General features: G+C 43.3%; 18 protein-coding genes and 2 pseudogenes. 9 read left to right on the top strand and 11 right to left on the bottom strand.

What is annotated here, in order from left to right:
- Positions 1-370: transposase family protein (locus B853_RS08420; RefSeq protein WP_170001018.1), on the bottom strand; the 370-nt coding region annotated here is incomplete at its 3' end.
- A 139-nt stretch (positions 371-509) separates the two neighbouring features.
- Positions 510-776, bottom strand: coding sequence for a GrxA family glutaredoxin (locus B853_RS08415; RefSeq protein WP_010448562.1), 267 nt, complete (start codon positions 774-776; stop codon positions 510-512).
- 361 nt (positions 777-1,137) lie between these two features.
- Here B853_RS08415 and B853_RS08410 point away from each other — a divergent pair, with 361 nt between their 5' ends.
- Positions 1,138-2,376 carry an iron-containing alcohol dehydrogenase gene (locus B853_RS08410; RefSeq protein WP_038884536.1) on the top strand — a complete coding sequence of 413 codons (1,239 nt, stop codon included), beginning with the start codon at positions 1,138-1,140 and terminating at the stop codon, positions 2,374-2,376.
- A gap of 57 nt (positions 2,377-2,433) precedes the next feature.
- On the opposite strand, the gene B853_RS08405 is transcribed toward B853_RS08410, so the two are convergent.
- The 5 genes from B853_RS08405 to B853_RS08385 all read right to left on the bottom strand — a co-directional run bounded on the left by B853_RS08405 (position 2,434) and on the right by B853_RS08385 (position 7,923).
- Positions 2,434-3,288 (bottom strand): MurR/RpiR family transcriptional regulator, encoded by an 855-nt coding sequence (locus B853_RS08405; RefSeq protein ID WP_005444542.1) that lies wholly within the window; start codon positions 3,286-3,288, stop codon positions 2,434-2,436.
- A 310-nt stretch (positions 3,289-3,598) separates the two neighbouring features.
- Positions 3,599-5,245, bottom strand: a complete 1,647-nt coding sequence (gene panP, locus B853_RS08400; RefSeq protein WP_038884534.1) for a pyridoxal-dependent aspartate 1-decarboxylase PanP — start codon at positions 5,243-5,245, stop codon at positions 3,599-3,601.
- A 119-nt stretch (positions 5,246-5,364) separates the two neighbouring features.
- The gene (locus B853_RS08395) at positions 5,365-5,877 is read right to left on the bottom strand and encodes a hypothetical protein (protein WP_038884533.1); all 513 of its coding nucleotides are present in this window, start codon (positions 5,875-5,877) and stop codon (positions 5,365-5,367) included.
- Between the two features lie 155 nt (positions 5,878-6,032).
- Positions 6,033-6,938: a LysO family transporter gene (locus B853_RS08390; protein WP_038884532.1), complete on the bottom strand. Its 906-nt coding sequence runs from the start codon at positions 6,936-6,938 to the stop codon at positions 6,033-6,035.
- Between the two features lie 64 nt (positions 6,939-7,002).
- On the bottom strand, positions 7,003-7,923 hold the full coding sequence (locus tag B853_RS08385) for an HDOD domain-containing protein (protein ID WP_038884531.1): 921 nt from the start codon (positions 7,921-7,923) through the stop codon (positions 7,003-7,005).
- Between the two features lie 369 nt (positions 7,924-8,292).
- Here B853_RS08385 and B853_RS08380 point away from each other — a divergent pair, with 369 nt between their 5' ends.
- Positions 8,293-8,874: a TfoX/Sxy family DNA transformation protein gene (locus tag B853_RS08380; protein ID WP_010448582.1), complete on the top strand. Its 582-nt coding sequence runs from the start codon at positions 8,293-8,295 to the stop codon at positions 8,872-8,874.
- A 153-nt stretch (positions 8,875-9,027) separates the two neighbouring features.
- Here B853_RS08380 and B853_RS08375 read toward each other — a convergent pair whose 3' ends face one another.
- The 3 genes from B853_RS08375 to B853_RS08365 form a co-directional block, all read right to left on the bottom strand.
- A complete protein-coding gene (locus B853_RS08375) occupies positions 9,028-9,576 on the bottom strand; it encodes a hypothetical protein (protein ID WP_038887578.1) in 549 nt (182 codons plus the stop codon).
- A gap of 207 nt (positions 9,577-9,783) precedes the next feature.
- Complete coding sequence (locus B853_RS08370; protein ID WP_038887579.1) at positions 9,784-10,281, bottom strand: response regulator; 498 nt, start codon at positions 10,279-10,281, stop codon at positions 9,784-9,786.
- Complete coding sequence (locus B853_RS08365; protein ID WP_038887581.1) at positions 10,274-12,217, bottom strand: ATP-binding protein; 1,944 nt, start codon at positions 12,215-12,217, stop codon at positions 10,274-10,276. The genes B853_RS08370 and B853_RS08365 overlap by 8 nt, the downstream gene beginning before the upstream one ends.
- Positions 12,218-12,403: 186 nt before the next feature.
- On the opposite strand from B853_RS08365, the gene B853_RS08360 reads away from it, so the two are divergent.
- From B853_RS08360 to B853_RS08345, 4 genes are all read left to right on the top strand, one after another.
- Positions 12,404-13,666: a DUF945 family protein gene (locus B853_RS08360; protein ID WP_038887582.1), complete on the top strand. Its 1,263-nt coding sequence runs from the start codon at positions 12,404-12,406 to the stop codon at positions 13,664-13,666.
- Positions 13,667-13,797: 131 nt separating this feature from the next.
- Positions 13,798-14,892: a 3-phosphoserine/phosphohydroxythreonine transaminase gene (gene serC / locus B853_RS08355; RefSeq protein ID WP_038887584.1), complete on the top strand. Its 1,095-nt coding sequence runs from the start codon at positions 13,798-13,800 to the stop codon at positions 14,890-14,892.
- Between the two features lie 164 nt (positions 14,893-15,056).
- Positions 15,057-16,226, top strand: coding sequence for a sugar ABC transporter substrate-binding protein (locus B853_RS08350; protein ID WP_038887585.1), 1,170 nt, complete (start codon positions 15,057-15,059; stop codon positions 16,224-16,226).
- Positions 16,226-18,160 carry a sensor domain-containing diguanylate cyclase gene (locus tag B853_RS08345; protein WP_010448595.1) on the top strand — a complete coding sequence of 645 codons (1,935 nt, stop codon included), beginning with the start codon at positions 16,226-16,228 and terminating at the stop codon, positions 18,158-18,160. The genes B853_RS08350 and B853_RS08345 overlap by 1 nt, the downstream gene beginning before the upstream one ends.
- A 119-nt stretch (positions 18,161-18,279) precedes the next feature.
- On the opposite strand, the gene dsdC is transcribed toward B853_RS08345, so the two are convergent.
- Positions 18,280-19,224, bottom strand: a complete 945-nt coding sequence (dsdC, locus tag B853_RS08340; protein ID WP_038887591.1) for a DNA-binding transcriptional regulator DsdC — start codon at positions 19,222-19,224, stop codon at positions 18,280-18,282.
- 208 nt (positions 19,225-19,432) lie between these two features.
- Here dsdC and dsdX point away from each other — a divergent pair, with 208 nt between their 5' ends.
- From dsdX to B853_RS26815, 3 genes and pseudogenes are all read left to right on the top strand, one after another.
- Positions 19,433-20,770 carry a D-serine transporter DsdX gene (gene dsdX / locus B853_RS08335; RefSeq protein ID WP_038887587.1) on the top strand — a complete coding sequence of 446 codons (1,338 nt, stop codon included), beginning with the start codon at positions 19,433-19,435 and terminating at the stop codon, positions 20,768-20,770.
- A gap of 15 nt (positions 20,771-20,785) precedes the next feature.
- Positions 20,786-22,116: pseudogene (dsdA, locus tag B853_RS08330) on the top strand (D-serine ammonia-lyase).
- A 136-nt stretch (positions 22,117-22,252) separates the two neighbouring features.
- Positions 22,253-22,413 (top strand): annotated as a pseudogene (locus B853_RS26815) (ISL3 family transposase); the annotation flags it as partial.

Here is a 22,413-nt window from a genome sequence, read left to right as displayed (position 1 = left end):
GCCAATGAACGCCAGTTACTTGGGCTATATGTTTGATTGGTAGCAGGGGCAACAACTGTTCTATATAGCTTCGTAGGCGGTTAGTGATACGAGCATAGGGTTCCAACCAAGATAGTTGTTCTGTTTTAATGCCGCAGTGGCTGCACTTGATGCGTCGGGTTTGAACGGACAGTTCAACGGGAGCTCCTAGCAGTGTGGCTTCCTTCACGTTACGCCATTGATACTCATGTACGGCTTGAGCTTTAAGCCCACAAGGACACTTAGCGATAGAGTTAGGTTTGAGAGTGAGCTTTATTAATGATGGAGTCTGATGAGACTTTACTATATGAAAGCCTTCCCAGAATGAAGATAGGAAAGTATGATTCGACATGAAAACGGTAGTTTGTGTTGGTTTTGTTTGGCGATAAAACTCTATCACTTACTACCGTTTTTGTTTTCAGTTCCCGCTTATCCGCGATGAACCAAGAAAAAGCCGCAATAAGCGGCTTTTAAAAATTCAGTAATTAAGATTACTCGTCGAATAGACCTAGGTGCTCTTTTGCGTAAGCTTCAAAGTCATCACAGCCACCGATGTGCTCTTGGTCGATGAAGATTTGAGGAACAGTTTCTACTGGTTTGCCAACGGTTTTCTCTAGGTCAGCTTTAGAAATACCTTCAGCGTGGATGTCTACGTAACGGTAGTTGAAGTCATCACGCTTTGCTTTCAGCGTTTCTGCGTGCTCTTTTGCACGAACACAGAATGGACAAGCTGGGCGACCAAAGATAACTACGAACATAATCTCATTTCTCCTAAAATCTATTCTAATTGAAAGTGCAGCTAGACCTCATGTCGGCATACGCTTTCGTTTGTTGGGATAACTATGCCCGATCCAGATACGGAAATAAAGCAGCAATTACCTCTTGTCTCGATAGGTGAAATCTATCGTGTAAAAACTGAACACGAGTTTGGCTTAAAGCCAAGAAAGGTGGGGTTATTTCCTTATTCAACCATAGAATTCAACGCTGTTAAGCGTGTGAAGTGACGCATAAAAACATACTTTTGGAAGGGTTATCAATGGCACAAGGTGCACTTGGTCAATTTATTTTGGTGCAAAGCATAGCACTCTAGTGTGAGTTGTTGTTTTGGGGAGGAAGTGTATGTTTCAGTTTATGACTGCGACACGGATTATCTTCGGCGAGGGGGCGCTCCAATCTTCGCTGTCTGTAATCAATCAATTTGGCTACAGCGTTTTACTGGTGACTGGTAAAGATACGCAGCGTGCCACACCTATTGTTAACTATCTAAAAGCGCAAAATATGCGCTATCAGCATGTCGCCATCAATGGTGAGCCCAACATTACTATGGTTGAAGAAACCGCAGTACTTGGACGCAAGTTCCAGCCTGATATGGTTATCGCGATTGGTGGGGGAAGTGTCATTGATATGGGTAAAGCGCTCGCGGCGATTATTCCTAACCAAGGTGACGTCTACGACTATGTCGAAGTAGTAGGTAGAAATGTTCCTTTAAAAACCAAACCGATTCACTTTATTGCCATTCCAACCACGGCCAGTACCGGCTCAGAAGTGACCAGAAATGCAGTGCTTAAATCGGGGCAAGACCAAGTGAAAGTCAGCTTGAGAAGCCCAGAAATGCTTGCCGACGTTGCGATAGTCGATCCAACCTTAACTTATGGCACTGATCAATATACCTCGGGTCGCGGCGCAATGGATGCGTTTACTCACCTGATGGAAGCTTATGTATGTGGTGACCCGAATCCGCTCACTGACATGGTTTGTGAGGAAGGGTTACGTTGCCTAAGCCGCTCGGTAATAGCTGGGTGTAAACAAGACTGTCACAAAGCTCGTGCAGATCTTTCTTTTGCGGCACTTTTAGGTGGTATGGCCATCACTAACGCTAAGCTTGGTGCGGCACATGGTTTAGCTTCAGCATTGGGAGGCAAGCTCGATGCGCCCCACAGTGTCATTACTGCCCGTTTGGCTCCTCATGTCATGCATGAGAATATAAATGCAGCGAGGAAAGCAGGACGTAGTGATGTGATTAGCCGTTACAAGCGATTGGCGCAGCTCGTTACAGACAGAACCAATGCCAATGAGCACGATGGCGTACTTTGGGTGAGAATGGTGCTGGATAAACTTGAGCTACCTCAGTTAGGAAAATTTGGTGTGTGTCAGACGTCGTTTGAGCAAGTCGCCGATGATGCACTGAAATCGGTCGCTATCAAAGGCAATCCATTACCACTTACACAAGATCGATTAGTGCACATTCTTCGCCAAGTGTGTGATTGCAGCGATGCGTGCATAGGGGAGAGTTCGCATCATGTGAGTTCCGTGGAGGTGCTGGAATCTCGCACTGATCTATCGGATGTGAATCAATAGAATTCCGCTTAGGTTAGGAACGCAAAGGGGAGCTATTGGCTCCCCTTTGTTAATTCGTTAGTACTGACTTAGCTTGTCGTAACGGCTGTCTTTTAGTGCGTCTTTTACGCGTTTAAGGTTTTCACGGAAGCCAGTGCCTCGGCGCAGCGTGAAACCGGTTGCTAGAACATCGATGACCGTCATTTGTACTACGCGACTTGCCATTGGCATGTACACGTCTGTGTCTTCAGGTACATCTAGCGTGATAGCCAGTGAACTTGCTTTCTCTAGCGGCGAGTCTTTCGCTGTGATGGCAATCACCGTCGCACCGTTTTCACGAGCAAGGTTCGCAATCTCAACTTGGCTCTTAGTGCGACCAGTGTGAGAAATCAAAACGATAACGTCATTGTCACTGCAGTTAATGCAGCTCATACGTTGCATTACGATGTCTTCGAAACAAGTAATTGGAATGTTGAAGCGAATAAACTTGTTTTGAGCGTCACGCGCCACAGAAGAGGAAGCACCTAGACCGAAGAATGAAATGCGCTTCGCTTGAGTCAGAAGATCAACTGCGCGGTTAACTTGCATCGCATCAAGGCTGTTTTTCGCAACATCTAAACACGCCATTGTTGATTCGAAAATTTTATGGGTGTAGGCATCTGGGCCGTCGTCTTCTTCAACATTACGGTTTACGTAAGGCGTACCATTAGCAAGGCTTTGTGCAAGGTGAAGCTTAAAATCTGGGAAACCTTTGGTATCCAGACGACGACAGAAACGGTTTACAGTGGGCTCACTTACGTCAGCCATTTTAGCTAACGTTGCAATGCTTGAATGAATTGCAGTTTGTGGTGACGCCATGATTACTTCTGCAACCTTGCGTTCCGACTTACTGAAATTCTCCAGGTTTTTTTGAATTTTTTCTAATGTATTCATAGTGTTCACGAGGGTAAGAGAACAACTCGCTGGCTCTGTTAACGGCAAGAAATACGTCAGTTTCAATCTGTACTGAGGCGTTAACGAAAACTACCAGCGCCATAAAATTAGTATAAACCCGATCCTCAATCTGGCTAAAACAAATACGGTTACTATTTAGTGAGAATTTGACAAGCCTCAAACAAAATTTTGTAAAAACTACAGAATTGAATGTAGAAGGGGTGGTATTCGCCTCAAGTGGCACAATAATGATGTTTGAGTTACATCAAAAAGAAAGAAAATTTCAATTCAATGTAACTCAATCGGAGCCTTATTGATTCAGAATGTTATCGACTAATTCTTGAATCTTTCCAGTAAGGGTTGGGGCTTGTGTCGCGATCTCTCGCTGCTCATCAAGCACCGATGAAAGGATATCCCTGCTTGTAAGAGGGTTAGCAAGAACGACACGAAATACGATGGTATTCATTCGCTGCCATTTTTCTGGGTTCAATCGAGTTCGAGACACGAAAGACTTACCAGTTTCACGCTGGCGCTTCTGAATAAATTGAGTTAGCTGGTTGATAAGCTCATTGAGCTTTTCACGCTGGATGCCATCTGATTGTGCAAGAGCATCCCGATAACTTTCTGGCAAGTAACGGTAAGTAAGCAGGCAAAGTTCTGGTTCGGAAACAAGCTCAAAGTCTGCCTGTTCTTTGATCAAGTCAGCAAAGTAACGTGCTTTCTCAATGCTCTGGTCAATGAGTAACTCATAGCCTGGGCGGCTGATGATATGCATTGCCGCATAGACCAACATCGCCATGCCTGAACGGGAGCCTTCCAGAGTATGACTACCAAGATCCTTTGAACCTTTACGTAGAATATATTGAGCGTGGTGTTCAATAGATTTCATCGCATCAGGGTCTTTAAATAGAACCATACCAGCGCCCATAGGAATATAGAGTTGCTTGTGCGCGTCAATGGTCACAGAATCGGCTAATTCAACGCCAGCAAGTAGCTTGCGGTAGTGGTTTGACATTAATGTCGCGCCGCCCCATGCGGCATCGACATGGAAATGACAATCATGTTGTTTACATACCTGTGCAATTTCTTCAAGAGGGTCAATCGTGCCAGTTTCAGTCGTTCCAGCCACACCGACAACTGCAATTGGTTTAATTTTCTGGGCTTCAAGCTCAGCAATTTTTGCTCTTAAGTCGGACGGAACGATACGATTGGCGTCATCTGTTTTGATTGCAACTAGGCCTTCTTGGCCGAACCCGAGCACATCAGCTGCTTTTTTTAGAGAGTAGTGGCCACGCTCTGAAACTAAGATTGCTAAACCTTCATAGCCATAATGTTTCATGGCTTTGAAGAGGCCTTCTTTTTCTACGCCTTTGAAAGTGCCGTCTGCTTTTAGCGCTTTATTTCGCGCAACCCAAAGAGCGGTAATATTGGCGATAGTACCACCAGAACAAAACGCACCAAGAGAGTGTTTCGCGCTGTGCATCCACTTTGCGTAAAACTTATCGTCCTGACCGTATATAAGTCGATGGAGCATACCGAGAACTTGACGTTCAAGCGGAGTGAATGCTTTTGATGTTTCAATTTTCACCAAGTTTTGGTTTAGAGCAATCATGATCTTTGACAGCGGCATTAAAAAATACGGCAGGGCAGAAGTCATGTGTCCAATAAAGCTTGGTGCAGAGGTGTGTACTGAGTGCGAGACGAGCGTATCTAACAAGTGCTCGGTATGATCAGAGACGAACTCTGGCTGCTCAGGAATCTGAGCAGAAGAAAAGTCTTTTTCAATTTCACGCAAAGGCTTTTCTTCTGCCACGATATGCTCGCGTAGAAACTGGTTTAGATTTTGAGACAAGCTCTCTTCGATTTTAGTTAACGTTGAGTCTGGCCCTTCAGGAATAGTGAAGATCTTTAACAAGCTCTCAAAGCTAACATCTGCGGTTTTTTGTTCCTTAACCATGGCAAGAATTATTTGTAATTATATTAGTAAGACGAGCGCAACAATCTAAACCAAAACGGGAGCAAAGTCCCGTTTTAATTGTTGAAAACCAATTTGCTGAAATGAAAAACAGGGAGTGTTTAATCACACTTTTGCTTTTCGATTTTACTAATGGACTGATTGTATTTGTTCAGTGCAGCATCAATTTGCTTTGGATGGCTTAGGAGATCAGCAAATGCTGAGCGAAGATCATAATTCTTCTCATGATTTGCAGACTGTCGGTCAGAAAACGTTTTTTGTGCTGCCTTACCTAGGTCATCATTTCGAGTCGCAAGCTGTTTGACATCATGCTGATCGAGCTTTAGCCAAGCTTCGACTGGCTGACCTGTTGCTACTCTGCTTGGGTCATTTTCTAAAAAATAATGTACGGCTTGTCGGTTTAGTTCGAAGTGATGCTTACGTCCCTCTAAAAACCAATTACTAACCTCATCTAGGTCGGGATATTGAGTCACTGTTAGGTCCACTAAGTCCTGATACCATTGTAGTGAAGCATCGATATAGGAATCGTATTTTTGAGCGAGACATTGCTGATCTGCAGCGAAAGTGTAGCCTGAGCAAGAAGCAAGCAAGGCTGCTACTACAAAGCGTTTCATTCTATTTCCTTTTGGGCTGTTGCATTAAGCAACTTTTAATTGGCATACCTGCCATGAATTCACATTCTTATCTCAGTGAGATACATAGCGGCAAGTATTAGCGTTTTATAATATTTTGCCGCATTGTAATAGATGTTAAAGAAAAAACCTGAGATCTAGCTAGCAAGTGACACAAAGAACAGCATCATGACAGGGACTAATAAGCTGAGAATAAAGCCACTAACAATTGCGATAGGCACACAGCGGACGCCACCTGTCGTTTGAATGACTGGTAGAGTAAAGTCCATAGCGGTTGCACCCGCATATCCGATAGAAGTACATGGATAACTTCTTATAAGAAGAGGTATTGCGACAAGAGCGACGAGTTCTCGCATAAGTTCAATTAGAAAAGATGCGCCACCAAATACAGGGCCAAAAGCATCGCCCATAAGAATCCCTGCCAACGAATACCAACCAAAGCCTGATGACATCGCAAGGGCTTGGTAGAGAGGAATATCTAATAGGAACCCAGCGATAACTCCACCTAACATACATGTCATTATTACCAAAGAAGCAATGGCCATGCCTTGCTTATTAAGCAAAATTTGACGCAAAGTAAGTCCGCTATTACGTAATTGAATACCAATGAAAAATAGTAGAAGGAAAAGAATCCATTCACTAGCGGTATCCACCCACTCAAGTCCAATAGGTAATATAAGGCCTGCTAGCAACCCTCCACCTACAACCAATACCAACTTAACGGACTCCATTGCCATCGATGATAAAGGTAATGCTTTGTGTTGAGCGTCTGTTTTAAGCGGTAGCAGCTTGTCAATAAGAGGAAGAGCAAGAAGGTTACAAGTGCTTAAACAGACAAAAAACGTACCAGCATAGAGCAATATAGACTGCAAGTTGGTGCTGAGGTTATCAAGCGCCGCAAGGCTAAGGCCCATCAGCGCGAGAATGACGTAGATTAGATTTGACGTAGCGGCATTAATTCTAGCGAGCAACGAAGCTTGCGAAATTGGAATCAGATAGCCAACGACAAGAGGGGCAAATATAAACAACATCCCTGAGAACATAAAACCCTCAATTTCCTAGTAATTATGAAGTAGTAAATTGAGCGTATTGTAGTGTGATATGTCTCTAAAGACCACTTGCGTGAAGCACTTCCTTAATCATATTTTGGAAATCGTCATCGCTGGTATTACTTAATTCAAACAGTACCTCTGCTCCAGTCAAATTAAACTCTACTTCATGTTCATCTATACGTTCGTCTTGGTTTCGGAACATTAGAAGGTGATTCGCGATACGGGCAACATCAAGATAGCTGACTTCAGGACGGTGTGAGGTGAGCTTTTCATTGGAAGAAACTTCACTGAAATCGTTATCAAAGCCCCACTTCTCCAGAACTAGTTTGCTGGTGGCAGAACAGCGTGTTTGGAAGATCTGTAGCGCGATATCGTTATCGAGGTAATTGCCTCGGTCTAAGTAAAGGTGGTACTCATTAACTAAACAGAATAAACCAATGTCAGCTAGCAAACCGACAAGTAACGCTTTTTCTTGTTCCAAATAAGCATAGCAATCTGGCCCATGCTTTTTGAAATGCTGCACGACCAGAACCATAGTCGCGCCAAGCTCTCGTGATACAGCCGCGCTTTTTCTTAAGATTGAATTACATTCGCTGGTAAGGTTAACGGAGTGTTTGAGCTGTTCGATGGCTTGCGCTGTGACGATATCACGGACTCGAAGGATTCCTAGTCGAGATACTGCAGTCGTAAGATCATTGCAGGTGATATTACGTCGGTTGAAAATCACGGAATTGGCTACTCTTAGGACAACAGCAGCTAATCCAGGATCTTCAATTAAGCAATTAGCAATATCCGAAATCGCGGTATTTTCTTCGGTGCAAAGTTTTTGAATCTTCAGTACTACATCCGGAATAGGGGGAAGCGATATTTTTCCTGTTGAAATCGATTGTTTTACTAAGTGTGAAAAATCACTTTCAAGAGACTTTATTAGTTTTTCTTTGTTTTGCGGTAGCCAGTAAAATGATAAATGTTCCATAAAGTGCAGTACTAGAGAGCTTTCGTACAGTGTACCCCCGACTAAAGTCTATTATCAATTTATTGCTTAACTGGGTGGCGTATTTGGATGCGAAATCACCAAGTTGCCAGATGTTTGTTGTATTAAGTGTCAAAAAAACATCGTACTAGAAGGTGTAATGTGAAACTAATCACGTATCTTGTATTTATACTTTTCTATCTGTGACACAGATCCTAACTTATTTTTCAACGTTAAGTATGATTAGAAAAGTTGGTGAGCACAAATCACAAAATATCGCCAACAAACTGACAATTTTTCGCTACAAGCTGCTGTTTTATCTGGTGACATCGCTAATCGGGGTAATTTATTCAGATTAAGAGGTCAAAGGAAATGACAGACCAAGCTTTTTTTACTTATATAAAAAAATTTAAATCTTTCCAAAAGCGCTCTATGTTTGGTGGTATAGGGCTTTTTAGTGACGATGCTATGTTTGCATTAGTAAGCAATGACTGCTGCTACCTTCGCGGCGGAAAAGAACTAGACCAAATATTTGTCGACTTGGAGTGTGAGAAATACAAACACGTTAAAAAGCAAACAACGGCCACAGTAAATTACTACGACGTTACTGAGCTGTTTGAGGCTCGCGCACCAGAGTTAGATAAGCTCGTTGTTAAGTCAATAGCATGTTCTGTACGAGAGAGAGAGTTCCAAAAATCTTCTGCTAGTAAAAGACTACGTGATTTGCCGAATATGCAGCTTACGCTTGAGCGTATGGTTAAGAAGGCAGGCATTGACGATGTTGAAACATTCTTAGCGTTGGGACCTGTAGAAGTTTTCAATAAAGTTCGAGCGGCTTACGGCAGTGATGTTGATCTAAAGTTGCTTTGGAAGTTTGCCGGAGCGGTAGACGGCGTTCATTGGAAGCTTATCCAAGAGCCAAGAAAGAAACAGCTATTATCTCTTTGTCAATAGATTGATTTTATTGATTTTAAGTGGAGTTAGCGAGTCAATAAAAGGATGAGAGCTGCGCCTTGATATGGAAGTTAAAGTACGCGGTCACTTCACTGCAATAGATCAAAAAGCCGAGGTCGGAGTTACCTCGGCTTTGTCATTTACGCTCGAAGTTTAAAACTTGAAGCGAGTAGTGAACATAAACTGGTCACCGTAGAAATCGTTAATTCTTGCTTCTGCACCGAGAGAGAATAGCTCTGTTGAGTGGAAGCGAGCATAAGCAGAACCTATCCAATCATCATTGTTATCGATGGAAACATAGCCAGCTTTACCACCAACCTCTAGCTGAGGACCAAGCCATTGACGAATGCCTACATTTAGCTCCATACCAACATCTGCACTGCTTGAAGATGTCGGTTGAACAACTCGCATCAGCATCGCGCCAGTTAAGTCTGCCCAGTTGTTTACTGGAGAGTGGAAGCCGAAGCCCGCTGCTGAATCAAAATCACCGTCAAACTCGGAGTCGATGCGAGCAATAACATGTGCATTTGGGTGGATCGACTTGCTGAAACCTGCACCAAAAGTAACAGGGCTAGCGCCGATACGCGCTTCGAAATAGTCGTAACTAAAGTTGCTCATGGTAGCTGGGCTATCACGATCTTCATAAGCCATTACTTGACTTGATGCTAGCAGAAGTGCTGCTGCTAAAAGTGTTTTACGCATAATCAACGATAAACCTTGTTAGTTGTCATTCCTTTGGTTCAATAAATAATTGAACCTTATCTAGATTGTTCGACATCATAATCAAAACATGGCGCTACGACCAATAAAATTGTGTCGAACATTTGTCATTTTAACGATACTCAAGCAAATAAAGTGCCAGCGGACTAGCGTAACCTCTATCCGAATGTGAGTTTGTTCAAAGTTAATTTACTCTCCGAAACTGGTTCTTCGTTCAGACATGGCATTTAGTATTGCTTCAGAGTCCAATATCGAAACCCAAGAGAGCAAATTATCATCGTGCTGAATCATAAAAGTGGTTAGCTGTTGAACTAATGTAGATCGGAGTTCGTCTCCCCGCCAAGGCTTTGCTACGTAATAGTCAAGGCTTGCATTATTTACTGCTTCAACGGTGTCTTCTAACCCAGCTTGACCAGTGAGCAGTACCTTGCGAGCAACGCGAGTGTCATCTGCTTGATTTAGTTCAATCAAGAAGCTAATACCAGTTTGTTCTGGCATGATATGATCACATAGAATAAGCGCAAGCTTGATACCTTCCCCCTTCATTTCTGCGATCACTTCTTTCGCTTCTGTAACCGATTCTGCTCCTTCAATTACAAAGTTATCTTCAAACACAGCAAGATCTTGAAGTACGCTATCCAAGACCTCTCTTTCATCATCAACACATAAAATTAGATACTTAGACATGTTCTTCTCCTTTTGAATTAATCGGTAGCCACACAGTCATCGCGGTGTACTCTCCGAGCTTAGAATCTACTTCTATCCATCCGTGATGAGCAGACACAATTTGCTGGCATATAGACAAGCCAATTCCAAGTCCAAAGTTACCTTCTTTCTTGGTCGTAAAGTTGAGCTCAAATATCGCTTGTTGTTGAGACTTAGGTATTCCTGCGCCATTGTCTTGGAAAGACACGACGATATATCGCTTGTTCGCTTTCTCTTTTATTTCTGAGGTAATATTGAGCTCGCCTTTTTCTGGGAAGGCATCGATCGCGTTGGAAATGAGGTTGGTCCAAACTTGTTGCAACGCAATAGGCTGACAAAGAATTTTCGGAACTGGGGTGTAGTCCTTAGTCAAAGTATGCATTTTGAGCTTGTTCTCAAAGATCACCAATGTGTCTTCAATGCCCTCATGAATGTCAACAGAATGCATCACTTCATCATCTGCTCGTGCATATCCTTTTAGGCTTTTAACCATATCTGCTATGCGTGCAGCACAAACGTTTATTGAGCGCAAAGCGGAACCTGTCTGATGATAACTTTCAAATAAGTTGAGCGTGTCGATAGCTTGGCTGGGTGCAGAAGCCAAAGATTCCAACATAGAGCTGTCAGCATCAAGATTTAAGTTCACCATTTTTTTTGCAATATTTCTATCGACGACATGTGGTTTCAGCTGATTCACTCGAGCCCGAAGCTCAGCAGTAGAAGAGGGTTTAGAGGTTTGAGCATCATGCAATATTGCAACCCCTTTGGCTCTTTCTGGTGGAGTTGGTGATTGAGTTAATAACTTTTCCAGTGTCATAGTGAGATTTTCTACACCCCTTAAAATGGCGGCTATGGGGTTATTAAGCTCGTGAGCGACACCGGCGACAAGTTGCCCCAGCATCGCCATTTTTTCTCTCTCTATGAGTTGCTGGTGTGCCGACTCTAGTGACTCGAGTGTTTTTTGCAGTTCTAATTTTGTGTTGATACTACGTTGAAGTCGACGATTAAAATGCCTCAACAGTAGATTTGTAAACAGAGGAAGCAAGTTGGAGTCTGTTTGCATTACTTGTCGAAACTCTTTTCTATCCAGTTTAATAACTTTGGTTGTGGTTAGCGTCAACGCAGTAGAAAAAGAGTTCTCACCCGTCACGAAAGACATGCCACCGACAATGTTACCTTTGCTATGACGGACAACTTCTCTTTGCATTCCTAGCTCATCACGCTTGTAGAGCGCGACCTCTCCACTAGTGATAAACCATAAAAACGTATTCGGCTCCCCCTCTACTGTCAGTAAGTGTTCCGGAGAGTAGGTGCGACAAGCATTTGAGTCCTCTTTCTCAGCGAAAAAGTTTTGTAGAGCGCCAATAACTTGTTCTGCAAGTTCAAAATCAGATAGAGCATGATAATCGTTTAAGAAACCTGCTTGATAACTTTTCATTTGGGTTTCTATGTGCGCGCGGAGCAACTTTTGTTGATCCAGTATTTGGCTGTAACTGAGAAGGTTGTCTCGATCGTGCTTCAATACAAATTGAGTCAGTTCTTTCTGTGCGGTGTTAAAAAGTACTTGGTCTGGCAAAGGTTTGGTCAGACAGTGGTCGAGGCGGCCTTCGTTAACCGCAGTAAGAATAGCGTCGATATCAGAGGAGCAACTGATGAGTATTTTCCTCGCTTTCTCAGTATGTGCTGCACGAGAAAGCCCAATCAAAAACTCAACACCATTTAAGTTTGCGTGGTGACTGGTTATAACCAGAGCGACGCTCTGTTGCCTTTCTTCTAGATACTCTAGAGCACTTTGTGCTTCTTCGATGGACTCTACAGAATGAATATCAAACCTACTCGCCAAAGGAGAGAGCTCTAAGCGAAACTGCTCTGCACTGACAGGGTTGTTATCTAGACAAAGTACGGCGTATCGATTCACAGGGCTAAAGGCTCCAGCTAAGACTTGGCTGTAACACCATATCAAGAAATAATGAATACGGTTGGGAGCTAAGTATGGTTATAGAGCTATCACTGATACTAAGCCTCAATAGTCTGATTTATCTCAATGTTTCCACTGGCTAGTCTTTGCGTTAGACTGAGTTAAAACACATCAAGTAAAGACACTATGCAAAACTTAAAAAAATTCGGTGCCATTGGTGGCGCTATTTCTTTGGCATTATGTTGGCCATTAGCCGTTGGACAAATCGGCCAATCGATTATTGAAGATGGCATCGCGAACATGAATGATGACATGGTGAAGGGCGAAATCGTGGAATACGATCGTGGTTACCTTTCTTCCGTTGTGCTGACTCGCTATACGGTGGTTGACCCTGAAGTTAAAAGCCAGCTTGAGCGTGATGGCCTACCAACAGCTTTTGATGTTACAAGTGATTTGTCTCATGGCTTAACTAGCCTAACCGCAGACTCAAAGTTAGTTGATGCCGATTTTTTACCGCTAACCATGCACAGTACGACTCAGCTGAATGGGAATACAGATTTCACTCTCAATCTAGCCAGCTGGAGTTATCAAAATGAAGCTCAGGGGATGCACCTTTCTTCTAGCCCGGCGCATATAACCGGTAATGTAACAGTGCTGGGTGATCTGAATTATCAGGTATCAGTTCCTTCTGTTCAGATTGATTTTGAAAATGGTGAAGAAATTCATTTAACAGAGCTATCTGGAGAAGGAAAAGGTAAGCAAGCAAAAGGCTACTGGTTAGGTGAGCAGTCTTTTGCATTAGAGAAGTTAGACGTTGTTGATTCTACGCTTACACCGATGTTTCTCATTGAAAATGCGAACTACAGTGGGAAGACATCACTAAATGAGACTGGCGATAAGCTGAGCACCAATCTTGTTGTGGGTGCGCAGAAAATGCGTCTTACTGATGGTACCGACGTGGATAGCTTTAAGCTTGATTTCGCCATTGGTGATGTTGATAGCCAATCATTCGATCAGATCATGTCTATGTATCAGAGTTCACCAATGCTGGATGAGCAAGAAATCCAAAAGCTATTGCCGCATGTAGATACACTATTTAGCAAAGGTTTTAGCCTTTCAGTCAATGAGCTATCTCTAGCGTTTGGTGCTGGTAAGTTCCGTAACCAGTGGAAATTATCTATTCCTCAAGGGACAGACAACGTTACGCAAGACCCAATGAAGTTGGTGACAGCGACTACTGGTTCCCTAAACACCTATTTCTCTGATGAACTGGTCAACTTATACCCATTCATTCAAGAAGGTGTTGATGAGTTGATGGTGATGGAGCTTTTAGAGAAGACAGAAAGTGGCTATGAACTAAAAGCAGAAATCTCTGATGGGAAACTGAAGTTCGAAAATGGACAAGAATTTCCTTTAATCGCGCTGCTTATGCCTGCATTGATGCAATAGAGAAGTTTACAAAGTAAGTTTTTAGCTTTTTCAGTTTAAAAAGAGGTCGTAAGACCTCTTTTCTTGTTTTTATCCCTGCAAAAACGTGATATTAATTTCGTAATCTTTACTTAGCAGGAGCAATGAGCATCATGGAACAAAATACGGACAACGTATTTAACTTCAGTGCAGGGCCAGCAGGTCTGCCAAAAGCAGTCATGCAGCAAGCACAAAAGGAGCTAATCAACTGGCAAGGTCTTGGTACTTCAGTGATGGAAATCAGTCACCGAAGTAAAGAGTTCATTAAGGTTGCAGAAGAAGCAGAGCAAGACCTTCGTGATCTTCTGAACATCCCAGACAACTACAAAGTACTGTTTTGCCAAGGTGGTGCTCGTGCTCAATTTGCCGCTGTTCCACTAAACCTACTGGGTAACTCGGAAACTGCGACTTACATTGATGGTGGTTACTGGGCAGAAAGCGCAGTGGCAGAAGCGAAAAAGTACTGTGAACCTGACGTCTTCAACGCGAAAACCACGATTGACGGTAAAGCGGCGGTTCTACCTGCAACAGAATGGAAAATCTCACCAGACGCAGCCTATGTCCACTTTTGTCCGAACGAAACCATCGATGGTGTTGAAATCAATGATTTGCCGGTGACAGATAAGCCAATTGTTGCAGATATGTCTTCGACGATTCTTTCTCGCGAAATCGATATCTCTCAATACGGCGTTATTTATGCTGGGGCGCAAAAAAACATCGGTCCTTCAGGCATCGCAATTGCAATTGTTCGTGATGATCTTCTTGGTTTGGCGAAAGATGTATTGCCAAGCATTCTCGACTACAAAGTGTTGGCAGAAAAAGAATCGATGTTTAATACGCCGCCAACATTTGCTTGGTACTTATCTGGGCTTGTGTTCAAGTGGCTAAAAGCACAGGGCGGTGTAAAAGCGATAGAGCAAGTTAACCGAGAAAAAGCTGCGCTGTTGTACGATTACATCGACCAGTCAGACTTCTATCGTAATAGTGTGTATTCTGCGAACCGCTCTTTGATGAACGTACCATTCCAACTAGCGAAACCAGAACTTGATGGCACATTTTTAGAACTGGCTGATGCGAAGGGGCTGAAAGCGCTTAAGGGGCATCGTGCGGTTGGTGGTATGCGAGCTTCAATATATAACGCAATGCCACTAGAAGGTGTCCAAGCTCTTGTCGACTTTATGCGCGAGTTTGAACAAAAGTACGCTTAACTAAGAGCTGTGATATAATTTTTGAAAGCGTCGCAATTGCGGCGCTTTTTGCTTTTCAGAGATTAGCACTCTCATGGAAGCACTCGCACATTTTTGTGGCGGAACTTTGAACAACCACAATAGGTTCGCTATTTTTGTGGCACCATTTACTTATGAGAACTTTAGTGAAAAATCTCTATCTGACAATCCTGTTCTGTTTATCTTCTATCGTTCATGGACAAGAGATCCAAGTGTGGAGCGGTATTGAATATTCAACGGTCGCTGAAATCAAAGAACGATTTGAAGCGGAGACTGGCAACACGTTGGCGATTCGAGAATTCGATGTGAATAATATTCGCTCAGAGCTGTTGTTAGCGAAGCAGACCAGTATCACTTTTCCAGATGTTATTTGGGTGCCTTCCGATTTCTTGGGTTTACACGATTATTTTGACCTAGCAAAAGTACCATCTAGTTGGATAGATGAAGATAGCATGGAGCCCAAAGCTCTAGAACTAGTGACTGTTGATGGGGGCGTATATGGCGTGCCTTTAGGCTTAGGTAATCACTTAGTTTTATATGTGAATACTAAGTTGACTCAAGATGTTCAGCCCACTTGGGAGGCATTATTGGAAGAGGCTAAACGAGGCGAGTTTCCATTAGCCATGCAGTACCCAAATATGTATTTCTTGATGGCATTTGTTCCCATGTTTTCTGACTATCGGACGCAGCCAGTCACGGATATCGATGTAGGCGCGTTAGCGGCAGCGTTAAAGTTTTATGGATCACTCGCAACCAATAATATTGTGAAAGATAAGTGCACCCAAGAGCAAGCTCGTGAGCAGTTTATTAATGGTGAGGTGGCTTATCTCATTGATGGTGATTGGGCTCTTGGTGAGTTGAAGCAGCACTTTAGCAAAGAGCTTAGGGTCAGTAGCTTACCGACTTATAACAACCATCACATGCATTCATTAAGTGGTGGCAAGGTATTGGCTTTCAACACTGAGGCAATGGCTAATCCTGAAAAACGAAAAGCGATGCGCACTCTAGCTACTATTGTTCAAAAGCCAACGTTTATTGAAGATGTAATCATTAATCAGAATCTTATCTCTACCAATCGGTCAATTAATCGCAAATGGTATGACACTGACAGCACTTACTATAGTGATTTATATAAACAATTAAGTCCCGCCTATGCTATGCCAAGTACGGTAGAGATGGCAGTGACTTGGGAAGCGCTAATAAGAGGTTACAAACGCTATACAGCGGGAATGCCAGCCAAAGACGCCGCTCAATTTGTTGTCAAGTTCATTAATGAACACTCTCAACACATACATCAGCGTAGGAAGTCACTGTAATGGTCAGTTTACGAAGTATCTTAACCCTGATTGTGGTGATTGGCTCACTGCTACCAGCCTATTGGGTTGGTACCAGCATGATCGATAAACACCAAGAAGACTTACTAGCACAGAAAGCACTTAAGCTTGAAAATAGCAACCAAGGTATTCGAAAAACCGTCGAGGATGATCTTACCTTTATTGCAAACTTAACACGCTGGTATTCAAAAGATCGGCTTTTAGTTCAAGGTATGGACAATGTCCTGTATTCGAGCATTATTTGGCAAAAAATCCAAACGTTTGAAAAGTTGGCAACCAATGTCAGCGCTACTTACATCATCGACAAAAATTGGCAGCCAATGTATGAAAGTAATGGCTCGGTCTATCACCTAGAAGAGAGTAAGTTACTTCAGAAAATAAGAACTGCCGGAGATGTTTATAAGCAAGGGAAGATGTATCACACCACATACTTCGATGAGAGCTTAGTAATGCAAGGAGGACAAGCGGGAATCGCCTTTGTAAGCCCTCTGCTGCCTTACACTTTATTACCGAATTCGGAATATGAACCCCAAGGGTATTTGGTGGTTCTTATCTCTTATCAAGATCTAATGAAAGTATCGCAACCTTTCTTGTTCTCGCAAGAGAGTGTTGATTTTCATTATGGAAGTCTGAAGAAGGTCAAAGGGGAAGCGAATCGAAATCTCAGCATCATTGAAATAAACAGTGCGGGCTTTATGTCTCCTTTGACGGTAACAATGGTTCATACTTTCTCTGATCTAGCGAGGAACCAGGAGTTAACTAAGTCAAAGCAGCAGCTATTGAATATCATTATTGCTACATTAGTTGTGACCTTATGTATTGCCATACTAGTAAGCCGCTGGTTAACTCAGCCAATTAAAGAAATGGAGTTGGTGGTCAGAAGCTTTAAGAACAACCAAAGACCCAATTTAGAATCAAAGCGGTATCAATTTAAAGAGTTCAAGCAGCTAATGTCATTATTGGACTCTATGTGGTGCCAGTTAACTTCGAATATGGAAGAACTTGAAGTTCGAAACAAAGCACTTCGCCAAGCGAACCAGCAAGTTCATGACTCCAACGCACAATTGGCTGAGTTCAATCAAGGGCTAGAATTAATAGTTGAAGAAAAAACAGCTGAACTCAGAGAAATGCTGGCAAGAGAAGAAGCTTATCAAACGAAGCTAATGTCGCTAATCAACTTTGCGACTAGCCATGCAGGAATAGGGTACCACGCGATTCCTGGGGTGATTAATACAGGTTTAGATAAGCTATTCCCCAATACTGAAATGCGTTTTAGTTTTTATAAGGTGTCTGGTGAAAGAGTGAAGACCATGCGTTCTTCAACGGGCGCAACGTTAGGGTATTTTAATTATGGGCAAAGTGACCTCAATGAAGATGAGGTGATTTTGATAGAGTTATTTAAGAAACAGCTCTATTCGTGGTTAGAGTTAGAAGACTTCGCTAGACGCGATAAGCTATCTAAATGTTCAAACCGAAAAGCATTTGATGAAGATTTTGAATATGCGTGCCAGTGTGTCGCTCAATCAAAGTGGAAGTCGATGTCGATTCTGGTTGTAGATATTAATGGGTTAAAGAAACTAAATGATAACTACGGCCATGACAGAGGTGATTTGCTTATTTCAAAGAGTACTCAGCTCATGCGAACCGCGTTAGATGATGAGTCTAAGCTTTATCGTATAGGCGGTGATGAGTTTGCTGTGATTGCTAAGAACTGCGGTGTAGAGCAACTTGGTTGCTTAATAAATAAACTGGAGTCGGCTCAAGAAGACAAATGGATCGAGTTATCTGATAATCATCGTCATGCTATTCAGTTTTCTGTCGGTGGGGCTTCAAGCCAAACCGCAGCATTGGATAAATTGGTTTCCATTGCTGATGAAGAGATGTATTGCAAGAAAAGAGAGTTCTACTCAAGTTAAGCACCCTAATCAATAAGACCTCGCCATCCGCGAGGTCTTTTTATATCCAGACTGCCATTATTCAGATTCAGCAAACAAGCCGAAGCTGACTCGAAGAATCAAGCATCTTGGCATATCCACTAGGGCTTTGCTTCCACTTCATTGAACAGCCAAGAAATAAACAGCTCGAGTTTCCGAGAGTGCTTGTCATTGGCGGTAACGACATAGTACTTCTGCTTGCATTGCAGAGTTTGGTTTTTAAAAGGGGTGATCAGTTCGCCGGATTTAAGTCGTTTTTCCACCAGCGATAATCGACCGATAGCAACGCCCGCATTATGCATTGCGGCACTAACGGCTAAATCGGAACGGTCGAATGAAATGCTTGGAATATCGTCAATGTCTGTTATGCCATTTTCCTTTGCCCACAGCGTCCATTCATCGTGATGGGAGTTGTAGTCCCATGCTTGGTTGTCGTGAAGCAGGGTGGCGTTTACCAAATTCGCTGGCTTTTCAAATAGGTTAAATTGTTCTGCATACGTTTGAGTGCAGACCGGGATGATCTCTTCGCTCATCAATTCTTTCGACCACAACTTTTCCGGCATTTGCTCATCGAAATAGATCGCGGCATCGATGCCATAGCCTTGGAAATTGACGTTCTCATTGCCAGTTAGAATATTCAGCTCTATGGAAGGGTGTTTTTGCTTAAATAGATACAATCTAGGTACAAGCCAACATTGGGCAAAAGAAGGGCGAGAGTAAATCGTCAGCTCTCCGGAGACTTCGCCATTTCTGACTTCCATTACCTCTTGATTTAACTCGTTGAGTGTTTTGTTCAAGGCGAGGTAAATACGTTCCCCTTCTTCTGTGAGCGTGATTTTTCGGTGAGAGCGGGTAAACAAGGCAATGCCAAGTTCTTCTTCGAGCTTGTTGATACGGTGAGAGATGGCGCTGGGCGTCATGGAGAGTTCTTCTGCCGCAAGAGAAAATGAACTGTGTCGTGCTGCCACTTCAAAAGTATGAAGCTTGGAAAGTTGAAAACTATTGATGCGTTGGTTCTTGGCGAAAATATTGTCTCTGGTGTACATGTGCGTTATTGAGTCGAACTTGATCGAACACATAATAACGGCGTTGTTATAGTTGGGCTCACCTATGGGTCGAAAAATTCACTAAACGTCGTGTAAATCACGCTTTTGTTTAAATTTACTTCATCTAAAGGTGAGTTTTGATCGTTTGTCAGGGCTATGGATTCCTCGTTTAATTGCAGTCAATTAAAACAACAACATAGGTCTGAACATGGAATCCAACCTTTGGGTCATTACTACCCTCATAACGAGTATCTTAATGATCGTTTTTGCGATCGTTAAGTTTAAACTCCATCCTTTTTTAGCGCTGTTACTCGCCAGTTTTTACGTTGGCGGGATGATGGGCATGCAACCTTTAGAGATGGTCAGTGCTATCGAAAGTGGCATTGGCGGAACGCTTGGTTTTCTTGCTGTCGTGATTGGTTTAGGCACCATACTTGGCAAGATGATGGAAGTGTCTGGGGCAGCTGAACGAATTGGCCTTACCCTACAAAAGATTCGCTGGCTATCACCTGAAGTCATTATGGTGTTAATCGGTCTTGTTTGCGGAATTACGCTATTCGTAGAAGTTGGCGTGGTGCTGTTAATTCCACTGGCTTTTTCGATTGCGAAAAAAACCAATACCTCACTTTTAAATCTCGCCATTCCGCTTTGTACCGCCTTGATGGCAGTGCACTGTATTGTTCCTCCACACCCTGCCGCATTGTTTGTGACCAATGAGCTTGGTGCTGATATCGGTTCTGTGATTTTCTATGGTTTACTCATAGGTTTGGTTGCGTCTTTAGTTGGCGGTCCGCTGTTCTTGAAGGTGATGGGCGCACGTCTACCTTTCAAAACTGTACCTGAAGAGTTCACCTCACTAGAAGTGAAAGATGAAGCGCAATTGCCATCTTTGGGGGCGACGCTATTCACCGTGATGTTACCCATTGCACTGATGCTGTTAAAAACGGCGGCAGAACTCAATATGGAACATGGCAGTGCGCTGTACACCACTCTGGAATTTATCGGCAACCCAATTACAGCAATGTTTATCGCCGCTTTTGTTGCTTATTACATGTTAGGTATTAAGCAGAACATGGGCATGAGTGTGCTGCTTGAGAAAACGGAAGGTGCATTTTCTTCGATTGCCAACATCTTGCTGATTATTGGCGCTGGTGGTGCATTCAACGGCGTATTAAAGGGCAGTGGCTTGGCGGATGTATTGGCACAGCTACTTTCTAATCTCGATATGCATCCGATCCTTCTTGCATGGCTTGTCGCGATTATTCTGCATGCGGCAGTGGGCTCTGCCACCGTTGCCATGATGGGTGCGACGGCAATTGTGGCCCCGTTACTCCCACTTTATCCGAACGTAAGTCCAGAAATCATTACTCTGGCTATAGGCTCTGGCGCAATTGGTTGTACGATAGTGACCGATTCGCTCTTTTGGTTGGTGAAGCAATATTGTGGAGCCACGATGACAGAAATCTTCAAGTACTACACGACAGCGACATTCATTGCCTCTTTTGTTGCATTAGCAGGCACATTCCTTCTGTCGTACATGATCTAATAAAGGTAAATAATAATGACTACGCATAACGTAAACGCACTAGTAGCAGAATTCCCTTTGGTTGAGCGACTCATTGGGTTAGAAGAGGTGGTTTGGTTCAACCCAAATATCACCACACTTGAAGAAGGTCTACCGTACGTTGGCTTAGGTGCTGCCAACATCAAAGACGCGAGTGAACGACTAAAACGCTTTGCTCCATACTTAATGAAAGCCTTTCCAGAAACGGCGGCTTCTAACGGAATTATTGAATCGAACGTTGTTGAAATCGACAAGATGAAGTCCTGCTTGGAAGCGCAATACGGCACTCAAATTCTTGGACGTTTGATGCTTAAAAAAGACAGTCATCTGCCTATTTCAGGTTCAATAAAGGCGCGTGGTGGCATCTATGAAGTGTTAACACATGCAGAGAAGTTGGCGATTGAAGCTGGGCTTCTATGTGAAAGTGATGACTACAGCAAATTGTTCAGTGAAGAGTTTCGTAAGTTCTTTCAGCAGTACAGCATTGCTGTAGGTTCGACAGGGAATCTAGGCATGTCAATCGGCATCATGAGTGCAAAACTCGGCTTCTCGGTTTCGGTTCATATGTCAGCGGATGCAAGAGAGTGGAAGAAAAACAAGCTGCGTTCTCATGGCGTAAATGTGGTGGAGTACGAGCAAGATTACGGTGTAGCTGTAGAGCAGGGACGCAAAGAAGCAGAGAAAGATCCAACTTGCTTCTTTATTGATGATGAAACTCTCAGACCTTGTTCTTAGGTTATTCCGTTGCAGGCGAACGCTTGAAGCAACAGTTTGATGATATGGGTATCATCGTTGACGCGGAGCACCCTCTGTTCGTTTACCTACCTTGTGGGGTGGGCGGTGGTCCTGGTGGTGTGGCGTTTGGCTTGAAGATGGCGTTTGGTGACCACGTTCATTGTATCTTCGCGGAGCCGACACACTCTCCGTGTATGCTGCTTGGTGTACACACTGGCTTGCATGATGACATCGCGGTGCAAGATCTTGGTATCGACAACATTACTGCAGCTGATGGTCTAGCGGTAGGGCGTGCGTCTGGTTTTGTAGGGCGAGCAATGGAAAGACTTCTTGATGGTTACTACACCACGACGGATGAGCGCATGTATCATCATCTAGGTGAGCTAAGTGAACAAGAAGACATTCGTTTAGAGCCTTCTGCGTTGGCGGGCATGATGGGGGCAGTGCACGTTTCACAAGCCCAAGCTTACCAAGCTCGAATGCAATTTAGTGAAGATAAGATGAAGAACGCCATTCACCTAGTTTGGGCGACGGGTGGCGGCATGGTACCGGAGGCTGAAATGTCGGCTTATCTGGCCAAGTCAGGTCGTTAACGAATTTTGCACTTGTTATGGGAACAGCGAGAGCAAAAGAAAAGGTTCATCGCGGATAAGCGGGAACTGAAAACAAAAACGGTAGTAAGTGATAGAGTTTTATCGCCAAACAAAACCTACACAAACTACCGTTTTCATGTCGAATCATACTTTCCTATCTTCATTCTGGGAAGGCTTTCATATAGTAAAGTCTCATCAGACTCCATCATTAATAAAGCTCACTCTCAAACCTAACTCTATCGCTAAGTGTCCGTGCGGGCTTAAAGCTCAAGCCATACATGAGTATCAATGGCGTAA

The organism is Vibrio rotiferianus CAIM 577 = LMG 21460 (genome assembly GCF_002741985.1).
Lineage (GTDB): Bacteria > Pseudomonadota > Gammaproteobacteria > Enterobacterales > Vibrionaceae > Vibrio > Vibrio rotiferianus.
Note: the sequence above shows the minus strand (reverse complement) of the source record. Positions and strands in the feature narration are given on the sequence as shown.

What these genes read in the sequence shown, in the direction of transcription:
- B853_RS08385 (WP_038884531.1), bottom strand. Translation starts at nt 7,923, where the DNA reads ATGGAACATTTATCATTTTACTGGCTACCGCAAAACAAAGAAAAACTA.
- B853_RS08360 (WP_038887582.1), top strand. Translation starts at nt 12,404, where the DNA reads ATGCAAAACTTAAAAAAATTCGGTGCCATTGGTGGCGCTATTTCTTTG.
- B853_RS08375 (WP_038887578.1), bottom strand. Translation starts at nt 9,576, where the DNA reads ATGCGTAAAACACTTTTAGCAGCAGCACTTCTGCTAGCATCAAGTCAA.
- B853_RS08370 (WP_038887579.1), bottom strand. Translation starts at nt 10,281, where the DNA reads ATGTCTAAGTATCTAATTTTATGTGTTGATGATGAAAGAGAGGTCTTG.
- B853_RS08345 (WP_010448595.1), top strand. Translation starts at nt 16,226, where the DNA reads ATGGTCAGTTTACGAAGTATCTTAACCCTGATTGTGGTGATTGGCTCA.
- B853_RS08410 (WP_038884536.1), top strand. Translation starts at nt 1,138, where the DNA reads ATGTTTCAGTTTATGACTGCGACACGGATTATCTTCGGCGAGGGGGCG.
- B853_RS08415 (WP_010448562.1), bottom strand. Translation starts at nt 776, where the DNA reads ATGTTCGTAGTTATCTTTGGTCGCCCAGCTTGTCCATTCTGTGTTCGT.
- panP (WP_038884534.1), bottom strand. Translation starts at nt 5,245, where the DNA reads ATGGTTAAGGAACAAAAAACCGCAGATGTTAGCTTTGAGAGCTTGTTA.
- dsdX (WP_038887587.1), top strand. Translation starts at nt 19,433, where the DNA reads ATGGAATCCAACCTTTGGGTCATTACTACCCTCATAACGAGTATCTTA.
- dsdC (WP_038887591.1), bottom strand. Translation starts at nt 19,224, where the DNA reads ATGTACACCAGAGACAATATTTTCGCCAAGAACCAACGCATCAATAGT.
- serC (WP_038887584.1), top strand. Translation starts at nt 13,798, where the DNA reads ATGGAACAAAATACGGACAACGTATTTAACTTCAGTGCAGGGCCAGCA.
- B853_RS08390 (WP_038884532.1), bottom strand. Translation starts at nt 6,938, where the DNA reads ATGTTCTCAGGGATGTTGTTTATATTTGCCCCTCTTGTCGTTGGCTAT.
- B853_RS08395 (WP_038884533.1), bottom strand. Translation starts at nt 5,877, where the DNA reads ATGAAACGCTTTGTAGTAGCAGCCTTGCTTGCTTCTTGCTCAGGCTAC.
- B853_RS08405 (WP_005444542.1), bottom strand. Translation starts at nt 3,288, where the DNA reads ATGAATACATTAGAAAAAATTCAAAAAAACCTGGAGAATTTCAGTAAG.
- B853_RS08380 (WP_010448582.1), top strand. Translation starts at nt 8,293, where the DNA reads ATGACAGACCAAGCTTTTTTTACTTATATAAAAAAATTTAAATCTTTC.